Below are 17,888 nucleotides of genomic sequence, written 5' to 3'. Positions count from 1 at the left end.
GGCTGTCCGAGTCGCCGGTGCCGTCGGGGAGTGCGCCGGGCGCAGTGGAGGAGAGATGACCGAACCGGTCTGGGGTCCCGTGCACCAGGACATCGTCGGGTTGCTCGCCGACCACCCCGCCGACGTGCCGGCGGTCGTGGACCATCTCACCAAGCTGCAGGACCTGCTGGTCCGGCTGCCTCCGCTGGAGGAGAGCTGCCCGCTCGCCGACTTCAACAAGCTGTACCTGGTCATCACCAGCACGGTGCTCGACGGGCTCTACGATGACCGGTTCGTCGACCCGGTCTTCCTCGCCCGGCTGGACGTGGAGTTCGCCGCCCGGTACTTCGAGGCGTTGCGCTTCTGGACGGACTCCAGCCCGAGCACCCCCAAGGCATGGGCCTGCCTGTTCAAGCGGATGCGCGGTCCGGACGCCCGGCCGCTGCCGTCGGCCGCGGCCGGGGTGAACGCGCACATCAACTACGACCTGCCGTTCGCGTTGGTGGCCACGCTGGAGAGCCTGGAGTCGGAGCCGGTCGACGCCAGTGACCAGCACCGCGACTACCTGGAGATCAACAAGATCTTCGCCGAGCGGATCCCCGAGCTGCGCCGGGGCTACCTGGACCACTGGCAGCTCATGATCGACATGGTCAACGGCGACATCGATGACTGGTACCAGGGCGAGCTGGTGGAGTACACCCGGAACGTGGCCTGGCGCAACGCGCAGAAGATCTGGCGCTGCCGGCACGATCCGGAGGCCCGCGAGTGTGAGCGGACGCGGCTGGACGACAACGCCGCGCTGCTCGGCCGGCTGCTGCTGTCGCCGCTGGGGGCGTTCCTGCAGTAGCCGGGACGGGGGGTCCCCGCGTTCGCTCGTCCGGGGGAGCGCGGGGACGTCGTCCCCGCCGCCCGGGTGCGAGGATGGGCCGGTGGAGCAGGCGCTGCCCGGCAACGTGACCATCGGTGTGGTGCGGATCGGCGACACCGTGCGGCGTCCGGTCGGCCCCTGGACCGACACCGTCGACGCCCTGCTGGCCCACCTGCACGCGGTCGGCTTCCGCGGCGCGCCCCGGTCGCTGGGTCGGGACGACCGGGGCCGGCAGGTGCTGGAGTACGTCCCGGGGGAGCTCGGCGACCCGGCCGGCACGTACCCCGTGGCGGAGCTGGCGTCGATCGGCGCGTTCCTGGCCGACCTGCACCGGGCGACGGCGAGCTTCGTCCCCCCGCCCTCGGCGACGTGGCAGCGGGTCATCCCGCCCGACGGTATAGACCTCGTCTGCCACCACGACGTCGCGCCGTGGAACCTGGTCCGTTCGGCGCGCGGCTGGGTGCTGATCGACTGGGACGGCGCCGGCCCGGGCACCCGCGGGTGGGAGCTGGCGTACGCGGCGCAGAGCATGGCCGGGCTGCGCCCGGACCGGCCACTCGCCGAGTCCGCGGCGCGGCTGCGTGCCTTCGTCGACGGCTACGGACTGGCCGGGGCGGACCGCCCGGCCCTGGCCGCCCTGCTCGGCCCGCGCGCCCGGGCCATGTCGGAGCTGCTGCGCCGGGGCGCCCGGGACGGGGTGCAGCCGTGGGCGCGGATCCACGCCGAGGACGGGGCCTACTGGCGGGCCACCGCCGATCTGCTCGACGCGCACGTCGACCGCTGGGTCGCCGCGCTGGCGTGACGCATCAGCCGCGGCGAAACCGGCTCCGGTAGGCCGCCGCGGCGGCCCGGTTGTTGCACAGCTCGCAGCAGTACCGCTGCCGGCCCGCCCGGGTCCGGTCCAGGTAGGGCGCCCGGCAGGGGTCGGCCGCGCAGACGCCGAACCGGTCCGTCCCGCCGGTCGCTGCGGCCCGGGCCAGGGCCCCGGCGATCAGGGCGGCGAACGGCCCGATCGGCCCGGGCCGGGGCAGCGGGGTCAACCGCAGCGTGCCGTCTGGAGCGGATTCGACGGCGGTGCCGGCGCTGACCTCCGCGAGCACCTCGTTGAGGGTGGTCAGCCGGGTGGCCGGGTCGGGCGCCCGAGGAGCACGATCTCGGCGCCACCCGGGCCCGCGACGACCGGCTCGGCTGGCTGGCCGACCGCCTGGGCCTGCCCGGGTGACCCGAGAGGGAGGGGACCGGCCGGCCCGGGGGTGCCGGCCGGTCCCGGCGTGCGGGGCGGACCTGGGCCGGCCCGACCTGACCGCGGACCGGGACGGCGGGCGGCAGGCGGAGGGGGCGGGCGGGTGTCGGACCGGCCGCTGCGGGTACCTCGCCGCCATGGCCCACGACGAACCCACCCGAGCCGGGCCGACCGGCGGGGTCCGCCGGTTCGCGTTCCGGTTCGACCCGGCGTTCCGGGTGCCCCTGGCCCTGCTCGGGGTACGTCCGGAGACGACCCGGGTCGAACTCGGCCCCGACGAGCTGATCGTCCGGTTCGGCCCCTGGCTGCTGCGCACCGCCCGTGGCAACGTCACCGGCGCGGAACCCGGCGGACCGTACCGCTGGTGGCGGGTGGTCGGGCCGCGTCTCTCCCTCGCCGACGGCGGGGTCACCTTCGGCAGCAGCGTCGCCGCCGGAGTCTGCCTCCGGTTCGCCGACCCGGTGCCGGCCCTGGCGCCCGGTCCCTGGCTGCGGCACCCGGCGGTCACGGTGACGGTGACCGAGCCGGAGGCCCTCCGGCTCGCGGTGAGTACCCCGAACGGCTGAGCCGGCCGGGGTAGCGGATGATCTTTTCCGGCTTGTCGGGTTCCGGCGGGCGGGGCCCTGGGTACCGCCTACGGTCGGTTCAGGGTCTGAAGGGGTGCACATGGCGGACGGGCGGGACGGGGCACAGCCCCGGCGTGCGCGGGGGCGGCGTAACCAGACGCAGACCGCCGCGGTGGATCGGGCGCTGCGGGCGGCGCGCGATCCGGAGCACAGCGACCGGCCCCGGCGGGGGCCCACCGCGATCCCGGCGTGCGTGGACAGCCCGGTCCGCCCACCCGAGCCGGCCAACTCGCTGACCCGCTGGCTGTTCCAGCACCAGGTGCAGCCCGTCGGCCCGGAGGCCCGCGAGCACCAGGCGACGGCGCACCCCTGGTGGCAGGTGATGTGCCTGACCGGCGTCGACTACTTCTCCACCCTGTCCTACCTGCCGGGTATCGCCGCGGTGGCGGCCGGGGCCCTCTCCCCGCTCGCGACCCTGCTGATCGTGGCGCTCACGCTGTTCGGGATGCTGCCGATGTACCGGCGGGTGGCCCGGGAGAGCCCGCACGGGCAGGGCTCGGTGGCGATGCTGGAACGGCTGCTCCCGTTCTGGCGGGGCAAGATCTTCGTGCTGGTGCTGCTCGGCTTCGTGGCCACCTCCTGGATCATCACGATCACCCTGTCCGCCGCCGACGCCACCGTGCACCTGCTGGAGAACCCGGTTCTGCCGGAGTCCTTCCCGCACGGCGGCACCGCCGCGGTGCTGGTGACCGTGGTGCTGCTGCTGATCCTCGGCGGGGTGTTCCTGATGGGGTTCAGCGAGGCGGTGCAGGTCGCCATCCCGCTCGTCGCGATCTTCCTCGGGCTGAACGCGGTGATCGTGTTCGCCGGCCTGGTCGAGGTCGCCCAGGACCCGGCGATGGTCGGCGACTGGACCTCCCGGCTCACCGAGTTCGGCGGGGCCGGGGAAGTGCTCCGCACCAGCGTGCTCGCCTTCCCGCTGCTGGTGCTGGGGCTGTCCGGCTTCGAGACCGGGGTGAGCATGATGCCGCTGGTCAAGGGCCACGGCCCGGACTCCGAGACGCGGCTGCGGGCCCGGATCGGCAACACCCGCAAGCTGCTCACCGTCGCCGCGCTGATCATGTCGGTGTACCTCATCGCGACCACCTTCGTGACCACCGTGCTGATCCCGCCCAGGGAGTTCCAGCCGGGCGGGGCCGCCAACGGCCGGGCCCTCGCGTGGCTGGCGCACGAGCACCTGGGCGAAGCCTTCGGCACGGTCTACGACATCAGCAGCATCCTGATCCTCTGGTTCGCCGGAGCCTCCGCGATGGCCGGACTGATCAACATCGTGCCCCGCTACCTGCCCTCGTACGGCATGGCGCCGGAGTGGGGGCGGGCGGTCCGCCCGGTGGTGCTGGTCTACACCGCGATCAGCATCGTCATCACGGTCGCCTTCCGGGCCGACGTCAACGCCCAGGCCGGGGCGTACGCCACCGGTATCCTGGCGATGATGGTCTCCGCAGCGATCGCGGTGACCATCTCCGCGTACACCTCCCAGCGGCGGGTGGTCGGGATCGGCTTCGCGGTGCTCACCGTGGTGCTGCTCTACGCGCTGACCGAGAACGTCGTCGAGAAGCCGGACGGCATCGCCATCTCCGGCCTGTTCATCGCCGGCATCGTCGCCGTCTCGCTGGTCTCCCGGGTGTCCCGGACCACCGAGCTGCGGGCCGAGCGGATCGAGTTCGACGAGAAGGCCCGCAGGTTCGTCGCCGACTCGATCTCCCACGACGGCCGGCTGCACCTGATCGCCAACAAGCGGCAGGGCGGCGCGCTCAAGGAGTACCGGGTCAAGGAGCGGGCGCAGCGCGGCATGAACCCCGTCCCGGGGGCTGCCGACGTGCTCTTCCTGGAGATCGACGTCTCCGACCCGTCACAGTTCAGCGGCGTGCTGCGGGTGCACGGGGTGGAGGTCGGCGGGTACCGGATCCTGCGCGCCAGCAGCCCGGCGGCGCCGAACGCGATCGCCGCCATCCTGCTGGCGTTGCGGGACGCCACGGGGATCCGGCCGCACGCCCACTTCGAGTGGTCCGAGGGGAACCCGATCGCGCACCTGCTGCGCTACCTGATCCTCGGCCGCGGCGACACTCCGCCGGTGGTCCGGGAGATTATCCGCAAGTCCGAGCGGGACCCGGCCCGCCGCCCCGGCATCCACGTCGGCGGCTGAGGCCGCCACCCCGTCGCGGTCCGCCCACGTCGCGGGTACGCCGATCGCCGGGCTCGGCCGGCTCCCGGCGGCGGCCCGTCCGCCGCCGGGAGCGGCCCGCGGCCCGTCCGGACACGACGAGGCCCGCGCCGCGGGGGAGCGGGCGCGGGCCGGGCGGGGGTGTCCTACTTGGACGGCTCGGGGAGCTTGCAGTCCACCTTCGGGTTGGCGCCGATGTAGTTCAGCGGGCCGGCGACGATGGTGACCAGGATGGTGCCGGCCTCGGCGCAGTTGGTCTCGTCGTTGCTGTAGTAGCCGCGCTGACCGGCGGCGATCGCGCCGATGATGAGCCAGATGACGACCAGGACTCCGACTATCGAGGTACCGCGCATGAGTTGCCTCCACTGGGGTTGTGGTGGATCCGAGGTGGAGGCTTTGTACCCAGAGCGGGGGAACCGTCAAACGGCGGTGCACCTCCGTCCGACCGGTTCCGACCATCGCGGGCCGGCTCAGTGCGGTGGGGACGGGTCCTCCGGCGGCCGGCCCCGGCTGCGCCGATAGTCGGCGTAGGCCACCCCGGCCAGCACCAGCATCGCGCCGGCCGAGCAGTACACCGGCGCCACGAAGAGCGCTGCGGGCGCGATGGTGAGCAGCGCCAGGATCCCGCCGGGGCGGGAGAGCGACACCCGGCTGAACACCTCGTACTCGAAGGCGGCACGACCGGCGAGGAACATCGCCGGCCCGCCGAGGATGACCGCCGCCCAGGCCGGCGGCGTGTGGCCGACCGGTTCGTGCAGCACCAGGTCGAAGCCGGCCGCGGTGGTCACCACCCCGGACACCATCACCAGATGGGTGTACGGCGCGGTCAGCAGGAACTTGCCCGGTTGCTTCGCCCGGGAGATGGCGTGCGGCAGCAGCTCACCCGACTTGTGCACGTAGACCCGCCAGAGCAGCAGGGTGCTGGCGAAGGCGATCGCGAACGAGGCGACGTTCTCCGCCTCCGAGTGCCGGAGGCTGAACATGGTGCCGATGGTCAGGATGGAGTCGCCCAGGGCGATGATGAAGAACTGCTGGTAGCGCTCGGAAAGATGCTCGGCGGTGACCTTGCGTTGGGCCTCCGGCACCACTCCGAGGCCGGGCACCGGATACGCGAGCCGGAAGCCGAGGTAGTCGATGCCCAGCGCCAGCGCCCAGAGCGCCTCGCGGGCGCGGCCGTGTGCCAGCAGACCTCCGATCACCCACGGGACGGCGGAGACGGCGAACCAGAGGAAGATGCGGATCGCGCGGCGCTGGGTCTCCGGGTGCCGCCGCACCGCCGGCATGAGGAACAGCCCACGTCCGAGGTGGATCCCCACGTAGGTGCCGGCGAAGACCAGCCCGCGGGCGCCGAAGGCCTCCGGAATGGCGGTGGTCATCATCAGCGCGCCGAACATCACCGCCGCGATCAGCAGCTTGATCTCGGGGCGTTGCGGGTCGTACAGATCGGTGACCAGGGTGGTGATGGCCCAGGTCCACCAGATCGCCATCAGCAGAAGCAGGGACTGGAAGGCCCGCTCCCAGGACAAGTCCGTGATCAGGCCGCGCGAGATGAGGGCGAGCGCGACCACGTACACCAGGTCGAAGAAGAGTTCCAGCAGGGTCACCCGACGGGGTGACTCCGGGTCACGAACCGGGAGCCGCCGATCGGCGGGCTCCTCCGGCGTGGCGAAGGGCACGAACTGCTCCTGCGGTGGCGGGATCGGCGCGGCGGGGCCGTCCGGCCCTTCACCGACCGTAGCCACGGCCGCCCGTACCCGTGTCCGCTTTCGTGCTTTCCGCCGATCCGCCGCCTCGGTTGCCTACGGCGGGCGTTGCCCCGATGCGGCCCGCCGGGCCCGCCGGGCGCGGGAGCGCACGGGCCGGGGCCGCCCGGTCGGGCGGTGTCCCGGGCCGGTGGGTGACCCCACCGGCCCGGGTACCGGCTCAGGCGTCCTCGCCGGTCCCCGCCGGGAGCGCCTGTTCGGCCTCGGCGCTGGCCGCCGCCAGCACCTTCGCCTGCTGCGGCCAGGTGGCCACGCTGGCCGTGGCGCGCAGCCCGGCGGCCTTGATGGTCTCCCGCAGCGCCGCCTCGTCCAGCTCGGCGAGCTGCTGGTAGGTGCGGACGCCGGCGGCCTGCAGGCCGGCGGCCATCTTCGGCCCGACGCCCTGGATCCGCCGGAAGTCGTCCGCCGCCGCCTCGGCGGTGGCCGCCGGGACGGCGTCCTCGACCGCGGCGCGCGGAGCGGGGACGACCGCCGGCGTGCCGGACTCCGCCGCCACCGGCCCGGTCACCTCGGCGGCCACCGGCTCGACGTCGGCGGTCACCGGCTCGGCCGCGTCGACCCCGGCCGGCTTCTCGTCCGCGTCGGCCTCGGCGACGACCGGCTCGGTCTCGGCGGCGACCGGCTCGGCCGCGACCGGCTCGTCGTCGGCTCTGACCTCGGCGGATTCGGTAGTGTCGATGCTCTCGGCGGACGGCAGAGCAGTGGCCTCGGCGGCCAGGGTGGCAGCGGCCGGCGGAGCCTCCTGCTCGGCCGGGGCCGGCTCATCGGTCACCGCGGCGGGCGCGGCAGCCTCGTCGACGACGGCTGCCGGCCGCTCCTGGTCGACGGTGGCCTCGACCGTGGGCCCACCCTCCACCGTGGGCGTCGCCGGCGCGGCGGCGCTGCGACGGCCGCTCACCACCCAACCGACCACCAGTCCCACGGCCAGGGCCAGGACCACGACCAACCATTGCCCGAAACTCGACGGCACGGCCAACCTCCTCCTCGTATGTGTGCGGGAAAATCGCGAGAAAACTCGGGGCAGCTTCGCACACGTCCGCCGACGACAACAGGGAGGCCGGCCGGTCCCGTTGCTGGTGGGACGGCGTCGTGTCGGCCGGTGGTGGTGAGATGACCGAGCGTGTGCCAGGGCCGGCCACAAGGGGGCGTCCCGGACCTGGTGCCGTGGGTGGGTCCGGGACGCCGGTCTGTTGCCCGCGTCAGCCGAACGGCTCGGGGGCCGGCGCCTCGGCGGCATCCCAGCTGTAGAAGCAGTCGGCCACCGCGTCCCGCGGGGAGCGCCAGGTCGGCAGGTACGGCGAAGTGTGCGCGGAGAGCCGCTTGTTGACGGACCGGTACAGCGGGTGCTCACGCGCTCCCGCCGCCACGTCCGGGTCGACGTCAGTGGTCTCCATCAGGTGTACGCACAGGTCGTGCAGGCAGTACAACGATCGGTGCCGGACGCCCGTCAGGTGGGGCAGCTCGGTCGCGTCGGACTCGGCGAAGATCTGCGCCACCCGTCCCTGCGCGCCGGGCACGATCCGGCTGACGACCAACAGTCGACTCATCGGGACCCCTCTCCCCGGTACCGCCCCCGTCGAGGAGTGGGGGACGCCGTGTGGGCACAGCGTGCCGGATCGACTGTCACCTCTCCGTCACCGAAAGTTGCCCTGCGGTGACAGCGGCCGTGACGTCCCCTGTGGTCGGTGGGGCGACTCACCGTGGTCCGGGTGAGGTCGGGGCCGTCGGGCCCCGCTGCGGGGTCGGGGCGCCGGGCGGTCCGGTGCGATCGGTGCGACGCGTCGGCGGCTCCCGCCGGGTGGCGTGCCGGATCGGGGCGAGCGTGTCGGCGAGCAGCGCGCACATCGCGGCCGACGGTTCCAGGCGTAGTTCCCGCAGGAGCAGGTCCCGGTAGACGTAGAAGGAGTGCACCGCCTCGAACGCGTTCCCCTCGGCCAGGTGGATGCGGACCACCAGGCGGTGCGGGGTTTCCCGCAACGGTTCGGCAGCCATCGCCTCCAGGGCCGCCTCGAGGGCCTCGCCGTGCCGGCCGGCGGCGAGGTGATTGCCGGCGAGCTCCTCCAGCATGTGCAGCCGCAGCTGGCGCAACCGTTCCCGTTCCAGCAGCACCCAGTCGTCGTACCAGCCGGGGAGCAGGTCGTGCCGGCCGGTGGCGCTCGCGGCGTGGGGAACCTCGCCGTCGCGGACCCGGGCGGCGGCCTCGACCAGCTCGTCGACATCGAGCTGGACGGTGCCGCCGAGCCGGACGGTGTCACCACCGGTGAGCAACGGGCAGCACGGGTCCTGGCGCAACCGCCACAGGGCCGTCCGCAGCGACGACAATGCCCGTTCCTCGGAGGTCTCGGGCCAGAGCAGGCCGGCCAGGTGACTGCGGGTGGCGGACGGTTGAAGCCCGATCAGGGCGATGACCCGTTGCAGCCCCCGCGGCACCACCACGGGGACGTCGTCGTGCAGCAGCCGGAAGCCGCCCAGCAGGTGCAGCGACACCCGCGGGCCGGACGGGTTCCCGGCTGTCGGCATTTTCGTCTGACCGGACACGGGCGCACCCCCTGCACCGGAACCCACGTCCCGACCGTCTGCTGATGCCCGGCTCGGCTGCCCGCGACTCCGGTGTCGGAGCGGCTCCGCCTCGGCGGCGGACGCCGCTGTCGCCGGGCTGACAGAATCGGAGATTATCAACGATGGTTACGCTGGGTCAACAGGGCGTCGTCAATGCGACCGTCTGCTCTGGACCCATTCAAAATAGCGCTGAACTGCGAAGAAGTGTCGCCATCGATTTGCGCTAGATGATCTTCCCATAGCCGGCGCACAGCTTCCGTCAACGCAGCGTCACGACAGTCCGATCCGGATGGCGGCCGGATGACGCCGCGTTGACGCCCGCCACGTCACCGTGGCGGCAGTCGTCCGGCGGATCGGTGGTGGCCGCCCCGGAACGCATCGCAGGGGAGGCTGTCCATGGACCGTTCGCTCATCGTCGCCAAGGTGCTGCCGAGCGCCGAGGATCGGGTCGCCGAGATCTTCGCCGAGTCCGACGCGACCGAACTGCCCGGCCTGGTCGGCGTCCGGCACCGTTCGCTCTACCGCCTGCACGACCTCTACGTGCACCTGCTGGAGACGGAGCGGCCGACCGAGGGCGCGGTGGAGGACGCCCGGGGCCACCCCGAATTCGTCCGGGTCAGCGAGCGGCTGCGGCCGTACGTCTCGCCGTACCTGCCGACCTGGCGCTCCCCGCGGGACGCCATGGCGCACTGCTTCTACCGGTACGACGCCCCCGGGCGGCGGCCATGACCACCACCGCGCCCCGCAACGATCAGCTCTGGTCCCGCTGCGACGGCTGCGCCTCGCTGCTGTACCGCAAACGGCTGCGCCGCAACCTGGACGTCTGCCCCGAGTGCGGGTCGCACGCCCGGCTCGACGCCCCCGAACGGGTGGCACAGCTGACCGACCCGGACTCGTTCACCCCGCTGCCCGACCGGGCCGCCCAGGTCGACCCGATCGGCTTCGTTGACGCCCTGCCGTACCCGCACCGGCTCGGCGCGGCGCGTGCCGGCACCGGACTGGACGAGGCGGTGCTCTGCGGCGCCGCCCGGATCGGCGGGCACCCGGTGGCGCTGGCGGTGATGGACTTCCGCTTCCTCGGCGGCAGCCTGGGCTGTGCCGTCGGGGAGCTGATCACCCGGACCGCCGAGCAGGCCCTCGCGGACGAGGTCCCGCTGGTCCTGGTCACCGCCTCCGGCGGGGCCCGGATGCAGGAGGGCACGCTGTCGCTGATGCAGATGGCCACGGTCAGCCAGGCCATCGCCGGGCTGCGCGAGGCGGGCCTGCTCACCGTCAGTGTCATCACCGACCCCACGTACGGCGGGGTGGCGGCCTCCTTCGCCACCAACACCGACGTGCTGCTCGCCGAGAGCGGCGCCCGGATGGGCTTCGCCGGCCCGCGGGTGATCCGCCAGGTCACCGGCGCCACGCTGCCCGAGGGCTTCCAGACCGCCGAGTTCCTGCTGCGCCACGGGCAGGTCGACATGGTGGTGCCCCGGCACGCGCTGCGCGGCCGGCTGACCGCACTGCTCGCCGCGGCTCGCGCGGGTCGGGCCGGCCGGCGTGCGCCCGTACCGCGGCTGGAGCCGGCGCCGCGACCCGGGACCGACCCCGCGTCCGTGCCGTCGACCGGCCCCGAGCGGGACGCCTGGGAGACGGTGCGCACCGCCCGGCATCCCGGCCGGCCCACCACCCTGGACTACCTGGAGACCGCCTTCGACGGCTTCGTCGAACTGCACGGCGACCGACTCGGCGCGGACTGCCCGGCCGTGGTCGGCGGCCTGGCCCGGCTCGACGGCCGGCCGGTGATGGTGATCGGCCACCAGAAGGGACACACCACGGCCGAGCTGGTGACCCGCAACTTCGGCATGGCCAGCCCGGCCGGGCACCGCAAGGCGCTGCGGTTGATGCGCCTCGCCGCCCGGCTCGGCCTGCCGGTGGTCACCCTGGTGGACACCCCCGGCGCAGACCCGGGGGTGGGCGCCGAGCAGCAGGGGCAGGCGGCGGCCATCGCCGAGAACATCCTGGCGCTGAGCGTGCTGCCGACCCCGGTGGTGGCGGTGGTCACCGGGGAGGGCGGCAGCGGCGGTGCCCTCGCGCTGGCGGTCGCCGACCGGGTGCTGATGCTGGAACACGCTGTCTACTCGGTGATCAGCCCGGAGGGCTGCGCCGCGATTCTCTGGCCGGACAGCTCCGCGGCCCCGCAGGCCGCCCGTGCGCTGCGGCTCACCGCCGCCGACCTGTGCCGGCTCGGGGTGGTCGACGAGGTGGTGCCCGAACCCCGGCCCGCCGCCCACGACGACCCGGCGCGCGCCGCCGACCTGCTCGGGCGGGCGGTGGCGGCGAACCTCTCGACGCTGCTCGACGTGCCGCCGGCCGCCCTGGTCCGGCGCCGCCGACAGCGGTTCCGCCGCTACGGCGCGGCCCGAATCTCGGCGGTGGCCGGGTGAGCGTGGGAGACGGTCGCGAGGAGGTGCTGGACGGGCTGCGCCGGCAGGTCCGCCGGCTCGTCGCCGAGTTGGCCGGCCCGGTGCGTCGGGTTCGGCTGCGCAGCGGTGAGACGGTGCTGGAGGTCGAGTGGCACGACCCGGCGGCGCCCGCGCCCGGTGCCGACCCGGAAGCCGTCGTCGAGCCGGCGGTCGAGACCGCGCCGGCGACGCGGCGGCGGGTCGTGCGGGCACCCGTCGTGGGCACCTTCTACCGGGCGCCGGAACCCGCCGCCGCGCCCTTCGTCGCCGTCGGCGACCTGATCCGTCCCGGCCAGGTGGTCGGCATCGTCGAGGCGATGAAGCTGATGAACGAGGTCACCGCCGACCAGGCCGGACGGGTGGTCGAGATGCTGGTCGAGGACGGCAAGCCCGTCGAGTACGACCAGCCGCTGATCGCCCTGGAACCGCCCACCGGGCAGGGCTGACCGATGTTCGAGACCGTGCTGATCGCGAACCGGGGCGAGATCGCGTTGCGGGTGCTCCGGGCCTGCCGCGAGCTGGGCGTGCGGACGGTGGTGGTGCACTCCAGCGCCGACGCCGACTCGCTGCCGGTCCGGCTGGCCGACGAGACCGTCCGGATCGGACCGGCCGCCAGCCGGCAGAGCTACCTGAACGCCGCCGCGATCGTCGAGGCCGCCCGGCAGACCGGGGCCCAGGCCGTGCACCCCGGCTACGGCTTCCTCTCCGAGGATGCCGACTTCGCCGAGATCTGCGCGGAGAACGGGCTCACCTTCGTCGGCCCGCCGCCGCAGGTGATGTCAGCCCTGGCGGACAAGTCCACCGCCCGGGCGTTGATGAGCAAGGCCGGGCTGCCGCTGCCGCCGGGCAGCGTGCGGACCCTGCCGACCGTCGCCGAGGCGCTGGAGGTGGCCGCCGAGGTCGGGTACCCGGTGATCGTCAAGGCCGCGGCCGGCGGCGGCGGGCGTGGGATGACCGTGGTCCGCTGCGCCGCCGAGCTGCCCCGCGCGTTCGCCCGCACCCGGGCCGCCGCACAGGTCGCCTTCGGTGACGACCGGGTGTACGTCGAGCGGTACCTCACCGACGCCCGGCACGTCGAGGTGCAGGTGCTCTGCGACGGCCACGGCAACGGCATCCACCTGGGCACCCGGGACTGCTCGGTGCAGCGCCGCCACCAGAAGCTGATCGAGGAGGGACCCGCCCCGGCGCTGCGGGCGTCCACGCTGGACATGCTCGCCGAGACCGCGCTGCGCGGCGTCCTGTCGGTCGGCTTCACCGGCGCCGGGACCGTCGAGTTCCTCGTCGACGAGGCGGAGGCGTGCCACTTCCTGGAGATCAACTGTCGGATCCAGGTCGAGCATCCCGTCACCGAGCTGGTCACCGGCGTCGACCTGGTGCACGAGCAGCTGCACATCGCCGCGGGGACGCCGCTGCGCTGGCGGCAGGAACAGGTCCGGCTGCGCGGGGTGGCGGTCGAGTGCCGGGTCAACGTGGAGGACCCGGACCGCGGCTTCGCCCCCGCGCCCGGCCGGCTCGACCGGTTCCGGCCGCCCGGCGGCCCGTTCACCCGGGTCGACACCCACGGCCACCCCGGTTACCTGGTCAGCCCGCACTACGACTCGCTGCTGGCCAAGGTGGCCGTCTGGGCGCCGGACCGGGCGGGCGCGCTGGACCGGTTGGACCGCGCCCTGGGCGAGTTCGAGGTGGCCGGGCCCGGCGTCCGGACCACCATCCCGTTCGCCCGGCGGGTGCTGCGCGATCCGGCCTTCCGCGCCGGCCGGCACACCACCGGGCTGGTCGACCAGCTGCTCAGCAACCCGAGGCCCGCCGGCCCGCCCGGGGCCGCACCCACCGTGGATCCCGTACCCGTCGCCCGGGCCGACGCCGACCCGGACGGCCGTACCCCCGTCACCGCCGCGCCCGCCGCCGGCCCGACCGCCAGGAGGACCCGATGACCGTCGTTCCCGACCGCCAGCTCGCCAGCGAGATCACCGACATCCTGGTCACCCACTGCGGGCTGGACGCCGAGGCCGCGGCCCGCACCCCGGCCGCCAGCCTGGCGGAGCTCGGCATGGATTCGCTCGCCCTGCTGGAGCTGTCCGCGGTCGTCGCCGACCGGTGGCGGGTGAAGATCCCCGAGCAGGCCAGCCAGCTCAGCATCGCCGGCGTCGCCGACCTGGTGGCGAGGAAGGCCGACCCGCCCGGGCACACCGAGAACGGCGTCGACATCGCCGCGCCGCTGCCGCTGGTCTGGAACGTCACCAACGACGTCGCCAACTGGACCGCGCTGTTCACCGAGTACGCCGCGGTCGACATCCTGCACCGCGAGGGCGACACGGTGCGGTTCCGGCTCACCATGCACCCCGACGAGAACGGCGTGTCGTGGAGCTGGGTCAGCGAGCGCACCGCCGACCCGGCCACCCGGCAGGTCCACGCCCACCGGGTGGAGACCGGCCCGTTCGAGTACATGCGCATCCACTGGCGCTACGACGAGATCCCCGGGGGCACCCGGATGACCTGGGTGCAGGACTTCGCGATGAAGCCGGCCGCGCCCCTGGACAACGCCGGCATGACCGAACGGATCAACACCAACAGCAAGGTCCAGCTCGCCGTGATCAAGGAGCGGATCGAGCAGCGGGCCACCGAGTCCGGCCGGGGAGGTCGCGATGCCTGACACCACCACCGCCCCGGTCTCCGTCCGGGACGTCCCCGCCGACCGGCGGCGCGGCGGCGAGCTGCGCGTGCTGCTCGGCCCGAAGACCGTGGGCAGCACGTCCGGTTTCCTGGGGGTGGCCGCCCTGGCGCCGGGGGAGCGGATCGCTGAGCACTACCACCCCTACAGCGAGGAGTTCCTCTACGTCGCCCGCGGCGCGATCACCGTCGACCTGGACGACCACCCGGTGCCCCTCGCGGCCGGGGAGGCGCTCTTCGTCGGCAGGAACGTCCGGCACCGGCTGCGCAACACCGGCGACGAATCGGCCGAGGTGGTCTTCCACCTCGGGCCGCTCGCCCCCCGCCCCGAACTCGGCCACGTCGACACCGAGGCGGCCCCACCACCCCGGGAACCGTCGTGACCGGCCGGCGCACCGTGGTCACCGGTGTCGGCGTCGTCGCCCCCGGCGGCGCCACCCGGGACCGGTTCTGGAAGACCATCACCGAGGGGCGGACCGCCACCCGACGGATCAGTTTCTTCGACCCGTCGCCGTTCCGCTCGCAGATCGCCGCCGAGTGCGACTTCGACCCGGACGCCGCCGGGATCACCCTCGCCGAGCGGCGACGCGCCGACCGGTACGTGCAGTTCGCCCTGGCCTGCTCCATCGAGGCGCTCGCCGACAGCGGCCTCACCCTCGGCGACGCCGACCGCGAACGCGCCGGTGTGGTCCTCGGCACGGCCGTCGGCGGCACCATGGCTCTGGAGCGGGAGTACGTGCGGGTCAGCGACTCGGGCCGGCACTGGCTGGTCGACCACGCCCTCAGCGGGCCGTACCTCTACCAGGCGCTGGTGCCGAGCAGCCTGGCCGCCGACGTCGCCTGCCGGCACGGCCTGCACGGCCCGGCCCAGGTGATCTCCACCGGCTGCACATCCGGCATCGACGCCATCGGCTACGCCCACCAGCTCGTCGCCGACGGCGAGGCGGACATCGTGCTGGCCGGGGCCGCCGACTCGCCGATCTCCCCGGTCACCGTCGCCTCGTTCGACGCGATCCAGGCGACCAGCCCGGACAACGACGACCCGGAGCACGCCTCCCGGCCGTTCGACGCCGACCGGCACGGCTTCGTCCTCGCCGAGGGGGCCGCGGTGCTGGTGCTGGAAGAGGCCGAGCACGCCCGTCGCCGCGGCGCGCACGTCTACTGCGAGGTGGCCGGCTACGCCAGCCGCAGCAACGGCTTCCACATGACCGGTCTGCGCCCCGACGGGGCGGAGATGGCGGTCGCCATCGCCGACGCGCTGCGCCAGGGCCGACTCGCCCCGTCGGCCGTCTCGTACGTCAGCGCGCACGGCTCCGGCACCCGGCAGAACGACCGGCACGAGACCGCCGCGTTCAAGCGGGCCCTGGGCGCGGACGCGTACCGGGTGCCGATCAGCTCCATCAAGTCGATGGTCGGGCACTCGCTCGGGGCGATCGGCTCGATCGAGATGGCCGCCTGCGCGCTCGCCATCGAGTACGGCGTGGTGCCGCCCACCGCCAACTGGACCACCCGCGACCCGGAGTGCGACCTGGACTACGTGCCCAACGAGGCCCGGGAGGTGCCGGTCGACGTGGCGCTGTCGGTGGGCAGCGGCTTCGGCGGCTTCCAGTCCGCGATGGTCTTCCGCCGCCTGGCGGTGCCCCGGTGAGCGCGAGGAGTGAGCCGGGTTTGCGAGCCCCGCAGTTGCGAGCGAAGGCTGGCGCGGTGAGCGCGAGGAGTGAGCCGGGTTTGCGAGCCCCGCAGTCGCGAACGAAGGCGGCGTCATGACCGTCCGGGCGGTGGTGACCGGGATCGGGGTGGTCGCGCCCAGCGGCGTCGGCGTCGAGGCGCACTGGGCCACCGTGCTCGCCGGTACGCGGCGCACCGGTCCGATCACCCTGTTCGACCCGGCCGGCTACCCGACCCGGGTCGCCGGTGAGGTGCCCGACTTCGACCCGGCCGGTCACGCCGACACCCGGCAGCGGGTGCAGACCGACCGGTGGACCCACCTGGGTTTCGCCGCCACCCGGCTGGCTCTGGCCGACGCCGGCCTGCCGGAGGTGTCGACCGACCCGCACCGGTGGGCGGTCACCCTGGCCAGCTCGTCCGGTGGGAACCTGTTCGGCCAGCGCGAACTGCAACGTCTCTGGGGCGGCCCGAGCCGGACCGTCGGGGCGTACCAGTCGATCGCCTGGTTCTACGCGGCCAGCGTCGGGCAGCTCTCCATCCGCCACCAGTTCAAGGGCCCGTCCGGGGTGACCGTGTCCGAGTCGGCCGGCGGGCTGGACAGCCTCGCCCACGCCGTCCGGACCGTCCGGCGGGGCACCCCGTTGGTGATCGCCGGCGCCACCGAGTGCCCGCTCAGCCCGTACGCGCTGGCCTGCCAGCTCCGCTCCGGGCTGCTCAGCGACGTCGGGGACCCGGAGCGGGCGTACCGGCCGTTCGACGTGGACGCCCGCGGGTACGTGCCCGCCGAGGGCGGCGCGGTGTTCGTGGTGGAGGAGTTGGGCCACGCCCTCGCGCGGGGTGCCCGGATCTACGGCGAGATCACCGGCTGGGCGGCCACCCACGACGCCGCCCCCACCGACCGGGACGCCGGCCCTGGCCCGGCGCACTACGCCCGGGCGCTGCGGCTGGCCCTGGACCGGGCCGGCGTGCGCGCGCACGACGTGGACGTGGTCTGGCCGGACGCGCTGGGTGTGCCCGCGTACGACCGGGCCGAGGCGGCCGCGCTGCGGGCGGTGTTCGGCGCGCGCACGCCGCCGGTGACCACCCAGAAGCCGCTGACCGGCCGGGCCCACCAGGGCGGCTCGGCGCTGGACGCGGCCACCGCGCTGCTCGCCTTCCAGCACGACCTGCTGCCCGCCTCGGCCGGCCCCGAGCGGCCCGCCGAGGGGTGCGAGTTGAGCTTCCTGCGGCAGCCCCGCCGGCCCCGCAGCCGCATCGCCCTGGTCGGGGCGCGCGGGTTCGACGGGTTCAACAGCGCGCTGGTGTTGCGCGGCGCCGCGCCTCCGCCGGCGGGCGGCAGTTAGCGGGCAGCGTCCCGCCGACGTGCGGGTGCCCGCCGTCCTCACCCGACGCGGAACACCATGCCGGCGAGGCTGCTGGCGGCGGGTGACAGTTCGGCGGTCAGCGCACGTCGCCGTCGGGACGCCGTCGCGCGTCGATCCGGCGGCGCAGGCCCCGGCCCGCCTCCCGGGCGCTGCCGACCAGCCAGAAGCGGAGCACGGCGATCAGGACGATGATCGCGATGAGAATGAGCCAACGCATGGGTGCCCGCCGCTCGCCTCGCTGCTGGACAGCGGGATGCTGCCCGCCGTCGGGGCACGCCAAACCTGGCCGGCGTCGCCGTCCGGCGGGCACGCAGGGCGCGCCGGCCGGCGGGTACCGAGCCGGCGTACGGGCCCGATACTGCCTGTCCGATCGAGCCTGAGCAATCCACCCAGCCGCCCTTATTGATCTAGCCATTTGCATGTAGCTATGCGGTGACGGACCGTCGTAGGGTTCCGTCAGCACCCCGGAGAACGCACATGTTGGGCGGATATCGCCCACTTTCATGCTGGGCGGTGGGCGTCGTGACAGCACATCCT

19 protein-coding genes are annotated in these 17,888 nt (G+C 74.1%); 12 read left to right on the top strand and 7 right to left on the bottom strand.

Annotated features, from left to right (window positions below; all coding sequences use genetic code 11):
- The first annotated feature begins 55 nt into the window (after positions 1 to 55).
- On the top strand, positions 56 to 826 hold the full coding sequence (locus ACL02O_RS16210) for a DUF5995 family protein (protein ID WP_412818898.1): 771 nt from the start codon (positions 56 to 58) through the stop codon (positions 824 to 826).
- A gap of 82 nt (positions 827 to 908) precedes the next feature.
- Positions 909 to 1,649: a phosphotransferase gene (locus ACL02O_RS16205; protein WP_412818897.1), complete on the top strand. Its 741-nt coding sequence runs from the start codon at positions 909 to 911 to the stop codon at positions 1,647 to 1,649.
- 4 nt (positions 1,650 to 1,653) lie between these two features.
- Here the strand turns inward: ACL02O_RS16205 and ACL02O_RS16200 are convergent, their stop codons facing one another.
- Positions 1,654 to 1,947, bottom strand: coding sequence for a CGNR zinc finger domain-containing protein (locus tag ACL02O_RS16200; protein ID WP_412818896.1), 294 nt, complete (start codon positions 1,945 to 1,947; stop codon positions 1,654 to 1,656).
- A gap of 280 nt (positions 1,948 to 2,227) precedes the next feature.
- Between ACL02O_RS16200 and ACL02O_RS16195 the strand changes: the two genes are divergently transcribed.
- Together ACL02O_RS16195 and ACL02O_RS16190 are read left to right on the top strand one after the other, a co-directional pair.
- The gene (locus ACL02O_RS16195; RefSeq protein WP_412818895.1) at positions 2,228 to 2,656 is read left to right on the top strand and encodes a hypothetical protein; all 429 of its coding nucleotides are present in this window, start codon (positions 2,228 to 2,230) and stop codon (positions 2,654 to 2,656) included.
- A gap of 100 nt (positions 2,657 to 2,756) precedes the next feature.
- Positions 2,757 to 4,862 carry an APC family permease gene (locus ACL02O_RS16190; protein ID WP_412818894.1) on the top strand — a complete coding sequence of 702 codons (2,106 nt, stop codon included), beginning with the start codon at positions 2,757 to 2,759 and terminating at the stop codon, positions 4,860 to 4,862.
- Between the two features lie 164 nt (positions 4,863 to 5,026).
- Here the strand turns inward: ACL02O_RS16190 and ACL02O_RS16185 are convergent, their stop codons facing one another.
- The 5 genes from ACL02O_RS16185 to ACL02O_RS16165 form a co-directional block, all read right to left on the bottom strand.
- Positions 5,027 to 5,233: a hypothetical protein gene (locus ACL02O_RS16185; protein ID WP_412818893.1), complete on the bottom strand. Its 207-nt coding sequence runs from the start codon at positions 5,231 to 5,233 to the stop codon at positions 5,027 to 5,029.
- Between the two features lie 117 nt (positions 5,234 to 5,350).
- On the bottom strand, positions 5,351 to 6,622 hold the full coding sequence (locus ACL02O_RS16180) for a low temperature requirement protein A (RefSeq protein ID WP_412818892.1): 1,272 nt from the start codon (positions 6,620 to 6,622) through the stop codon (positions 5,351 to 5,353).
- A 181-nt stretch (positions 6,623 to 6,803) separates the two neighbouring features.
- Positions 6,804 to 7,613 (bottom strand): hypothetical protein, encoded by an 810-nt coding sequence (locus tag ACL02O_RS16175; protein WP_412818891.1) that lies wholly within the window; start codon positions 7,611 to 7,613, stop codon positions 6,804 to 6,806.
- A 229-nt stretch (positions 7,614 to 7,842) separates the two neighbouring features.
- Complete coding sequence (locus tag ACL02O_RS16170; RefSeq protein ID WP_412818890.1) at positions 7,843 to 8,190, bottom strand: TcmI family type II polyketide cyclase; 348 nt, start codon at positions 8,188 to 8,190, stop codon at positions 7,843 to 7,845.
- Positions 8,191 to 8,338: 148 nt separating this feature from the next.
- Complete coding sequence (locus tag ACL02O_RS16165) at positions 8,339 to 9,163, bottom strand: AfsR/SARP family transcriptional regulator (protein WP_412818911.1); 825 nt, start codon at positions 9,161 to 9,163, stop codon at positions 8,339 to 8,341.
- 435 nt (positions 9,164 to 9,598) lie between these two features.
- Here ACL02O_RS16165 and ACL02O_RS16160 point away from each other — a divergent pair, with 435 nt between their 5' ends.
- The 8 genes from ACL02O_RS16160 to ACL02O_RS16125 all read left to right on the top strand — a co-directional run bounded on the left by ACL02O_RS16160 (position 9,599) and on the right by ACL02O_RS16125 (position 17,330).
- Positions 9,599 to 9,931 carry a TcmI family type II polyketide cyclase gene (locus ACL02O_RS16160; protein WP_412818889.1) on the top strand — a complete coding sequence of 111 codons (333 nt, stop codon included), beginning with the start codon at positions 9,599 to 9,601 and terminating at the stop codon, positions 9,929 to 9,931.
- Positions 9,928 to 11,631: an acetyl-CoA carboxylase carboxyltransferase subunit alpha gene (locus tag ACL02O_RS16155; RefSeq protein ID WP_412818888.1), complete on the top strand. Its 1,704-nt coding sequence runs from the start codon at positions 9,928 to 9,930 to the stop codon at positions 11,629 to 11,631. The genes ACL02O_RS16160 and ACL02O_RS16155 overlap by 4 nt, the downstream gene beginning before the upstream one ends.
- 2 nt (positions 11,632 to 11,633) lie before the next feature.
- Positions 11,634 to 12,095, top strand: a complete 462-nt coding sequence (gene accB, locus ACL02O_RS16150) for an acetyl-CoA carboxylase biotin carboxyl carrier protein (protein ID WP_412818910.1) — start codon at positions 11,634 to 11,636, stop codon at positions 12,093 to 12,095.
- A 3-nt stretch (positions 12,096 to 12,098) separates the two neighbouring features.
- On the top strand, positions 12,099 to 13,583 hold the full coding sequence (locus tag ACL02O_RS16145; RefSeq protein ID WP_412818887.1) for an acetyl-CoA carboxylase biotin carboxylase subunit: 1,485 nt from the start codon (positions 12,099 to 12,101) through the stop codon (positions 13,581 to 13,583).
- Positions 13,580 to 14,302, top strand: a complete 723-nt coding sequence (locus ACL02O_RS16140; protein WP_412818886.1) for an SRPBCC family protein — start codon at positions 13,580 to 13,582, stop codon at positions 14,300 to 14,302. The genes ACL02O_RS16145 and ACL02O_RS16140 overlap by 4 nt, the downstream gene beginning before the upstream one ends.
- Positions 14,295 to 14,702 carry a cupin domain-containing protein gene (locus tag ACL02O_RS16135; protein ID WP_412818885.1) on the top strand — a complete coding sequence of 136 codons (408 nt, stop codon included), beginning with the start codon at positions 14,295 to 14,297 and terminating at the stop codon, positions 14,700 to 14,702. Before ACL02O_RS16140 ends, ACL02O_RS16135 begins: the two co-directional genes overlap by 8 nt.
- Positions 14,699 to 15,967, top strand: a complete 1,269-nt coding sequence (locus ACL02O_RS16130; protein WP_412818884.1) for a beta-ketoacyl-[acyl-carrier-protein] synthase family protein — start codon at positions 14,699 to 14,701, stop codon at positions 15,965 to 15,967. The genes ACL02O_RS16135 and ACL02O_RS16130 overlap by 4 nt, the downstream gene beginning before the upstream one ends.
- A 115-nt stretch (positions 15,968 to 16,082) precedes the next feature.
- Positions 16,083 to 17,330, top strand: a complete 1,248-nt coding sequence (locus ACL02O_RS16125) for a beta-ketoacyl synthase N-terminal-like domain-containing protein (RefSeq protein WP_412818883.1) — start codon at positions 16,083 to 16,085, stop codon at positions 17,328 to 17,330.
- Between the two features lie 97 nt (positions 17,331 to 17,427).
- Here the strand turns inward: ACL02O_RS16125 and ACL02O_RS16120 are convergent, their stop codons facing one another.
- On the bottom strand, positions 17,428 to 17,568 hold the full coding sequence (locus ACL02O_RS16120) for a hypothetical protein (RefSeq protein ID WP_412818882.1): 141 nt from the start codon (positions 17,566 to 17,568) through the stop codon (positions 17,428 to 17,430).
- Between the last annotated feature and the right edge of the window lie 320 nt (positions 17,569 to 17,888).

Origin of the sequence: Micromonospora mangrovicola, from assembly GCF_047200535.1 — a bacterium.
GTDB lineage: Bacteria > Actinomycetota > Actinomycetes > Mycobacteriales > Micromonosporaceae > Micromonospora.
Note: the sequence above shows the minus strand (reverse complement) of the source record. Positions and strands in the feature narration are given on the sequence as shown.

Excerpts from the sequence above, each read along its gene's own strand:
- ACL02O_RS16155 (WP_412818888.1), top strand. The coding sequence starts at position 9,928 with ATGACCACCACCGCGCCCCGCAACGATCAGCTCTGGTCCCGCTGCGAC.
- ACL02O_RS16140 (WP_412818886.1), top strand. The coding sequence starts at position 13,580 with ATGACCGTCGTTCCCGACCGCCAGCTCGCCAGCGAGATCACCGACATC.
- ACL02O_RS16165 (WP_412818911.1), bottom strand. The coding sequence starts at position 9,163 with ATGCCGACAGCCGGGAACCCGTCCGGCCCGCGGGTGTCGCTGCACCTG.
- ACL02O_RS16160 (WP_412818889.1), top strand. The coding sequence starts at position 9,599 with ATGGACCGTTCGCTCATCGTCGCCAAGGTGCTGCCGAGCGCCGAGGAT.
- ACL02O_RS16185 (WP_412818893.1), bottom strand. The coding sequence starts at position 5,233 with ATGCGCGGTACCTCGATAGTCGGAGTCCTGGTCGTCATCTGGCTCATC.
- ACL02O_RS16145 (WP_412818887.1), top strand. The coding sequence starts at position 12,099 with ATGTTCGAGACCGTGCTGATCGCGAACCGGGGCGAGATCGCGTTGCGG.
- ACL02O_RS16135 (WP_412818885.1), top strand. The coding sequence starts at position 14,295 with ATGCCTGACACCACCACCGCCCCGGTCTCCGTCCGGGACGTCCCCGCC.
- ACL02O_RS16170 (WP_412818890.1), bottom strand. The coding sequence starts at position 8,190 with ATGAGTCGACTGTTGGTCGTCAGCCGGATCGTGCCCGGCGCGCAGGGA.
- ACL02O_RS16125 (WP_412818883.1), top strand. The coding sequence starts at position 16,083 with ATGACCGTCCGGGCGGTGGTGACCGGGATCGGGGTGGTCGCGCCCAGC.
- ACL02O_RS16210 (WP_412818898.1), top strand. The coding sequence starts at position 56 with ATGACCGAACCGGTCTGGGGTCCCGTGCACCAGGACATCGTCGGGTTG.
- ACL02O_RS16195 (WP_412818895.1), top strand. The coding sequence starts at position 2,228 with ATGGCCCACGACGAACCCACCCGAGCCGGGCCGACCGGCGGGGTCCGC.
- ACL02O_RS16190 (WP_412818894.1), top strand. The coding sequence starts at position 2,757 with ATGGCGGACGGGCGGGACGGGGCACAGCCCCGGCGTGCGCGGGGGCGG.
- ACL02O_RS16120 (WP_412818882.1), bottom strand. The coding sequence starts at position 17,568 with ATGCGTTGGCTCATTCTCATCGCGATCATCGTCCTGATCGCCGTGCTC.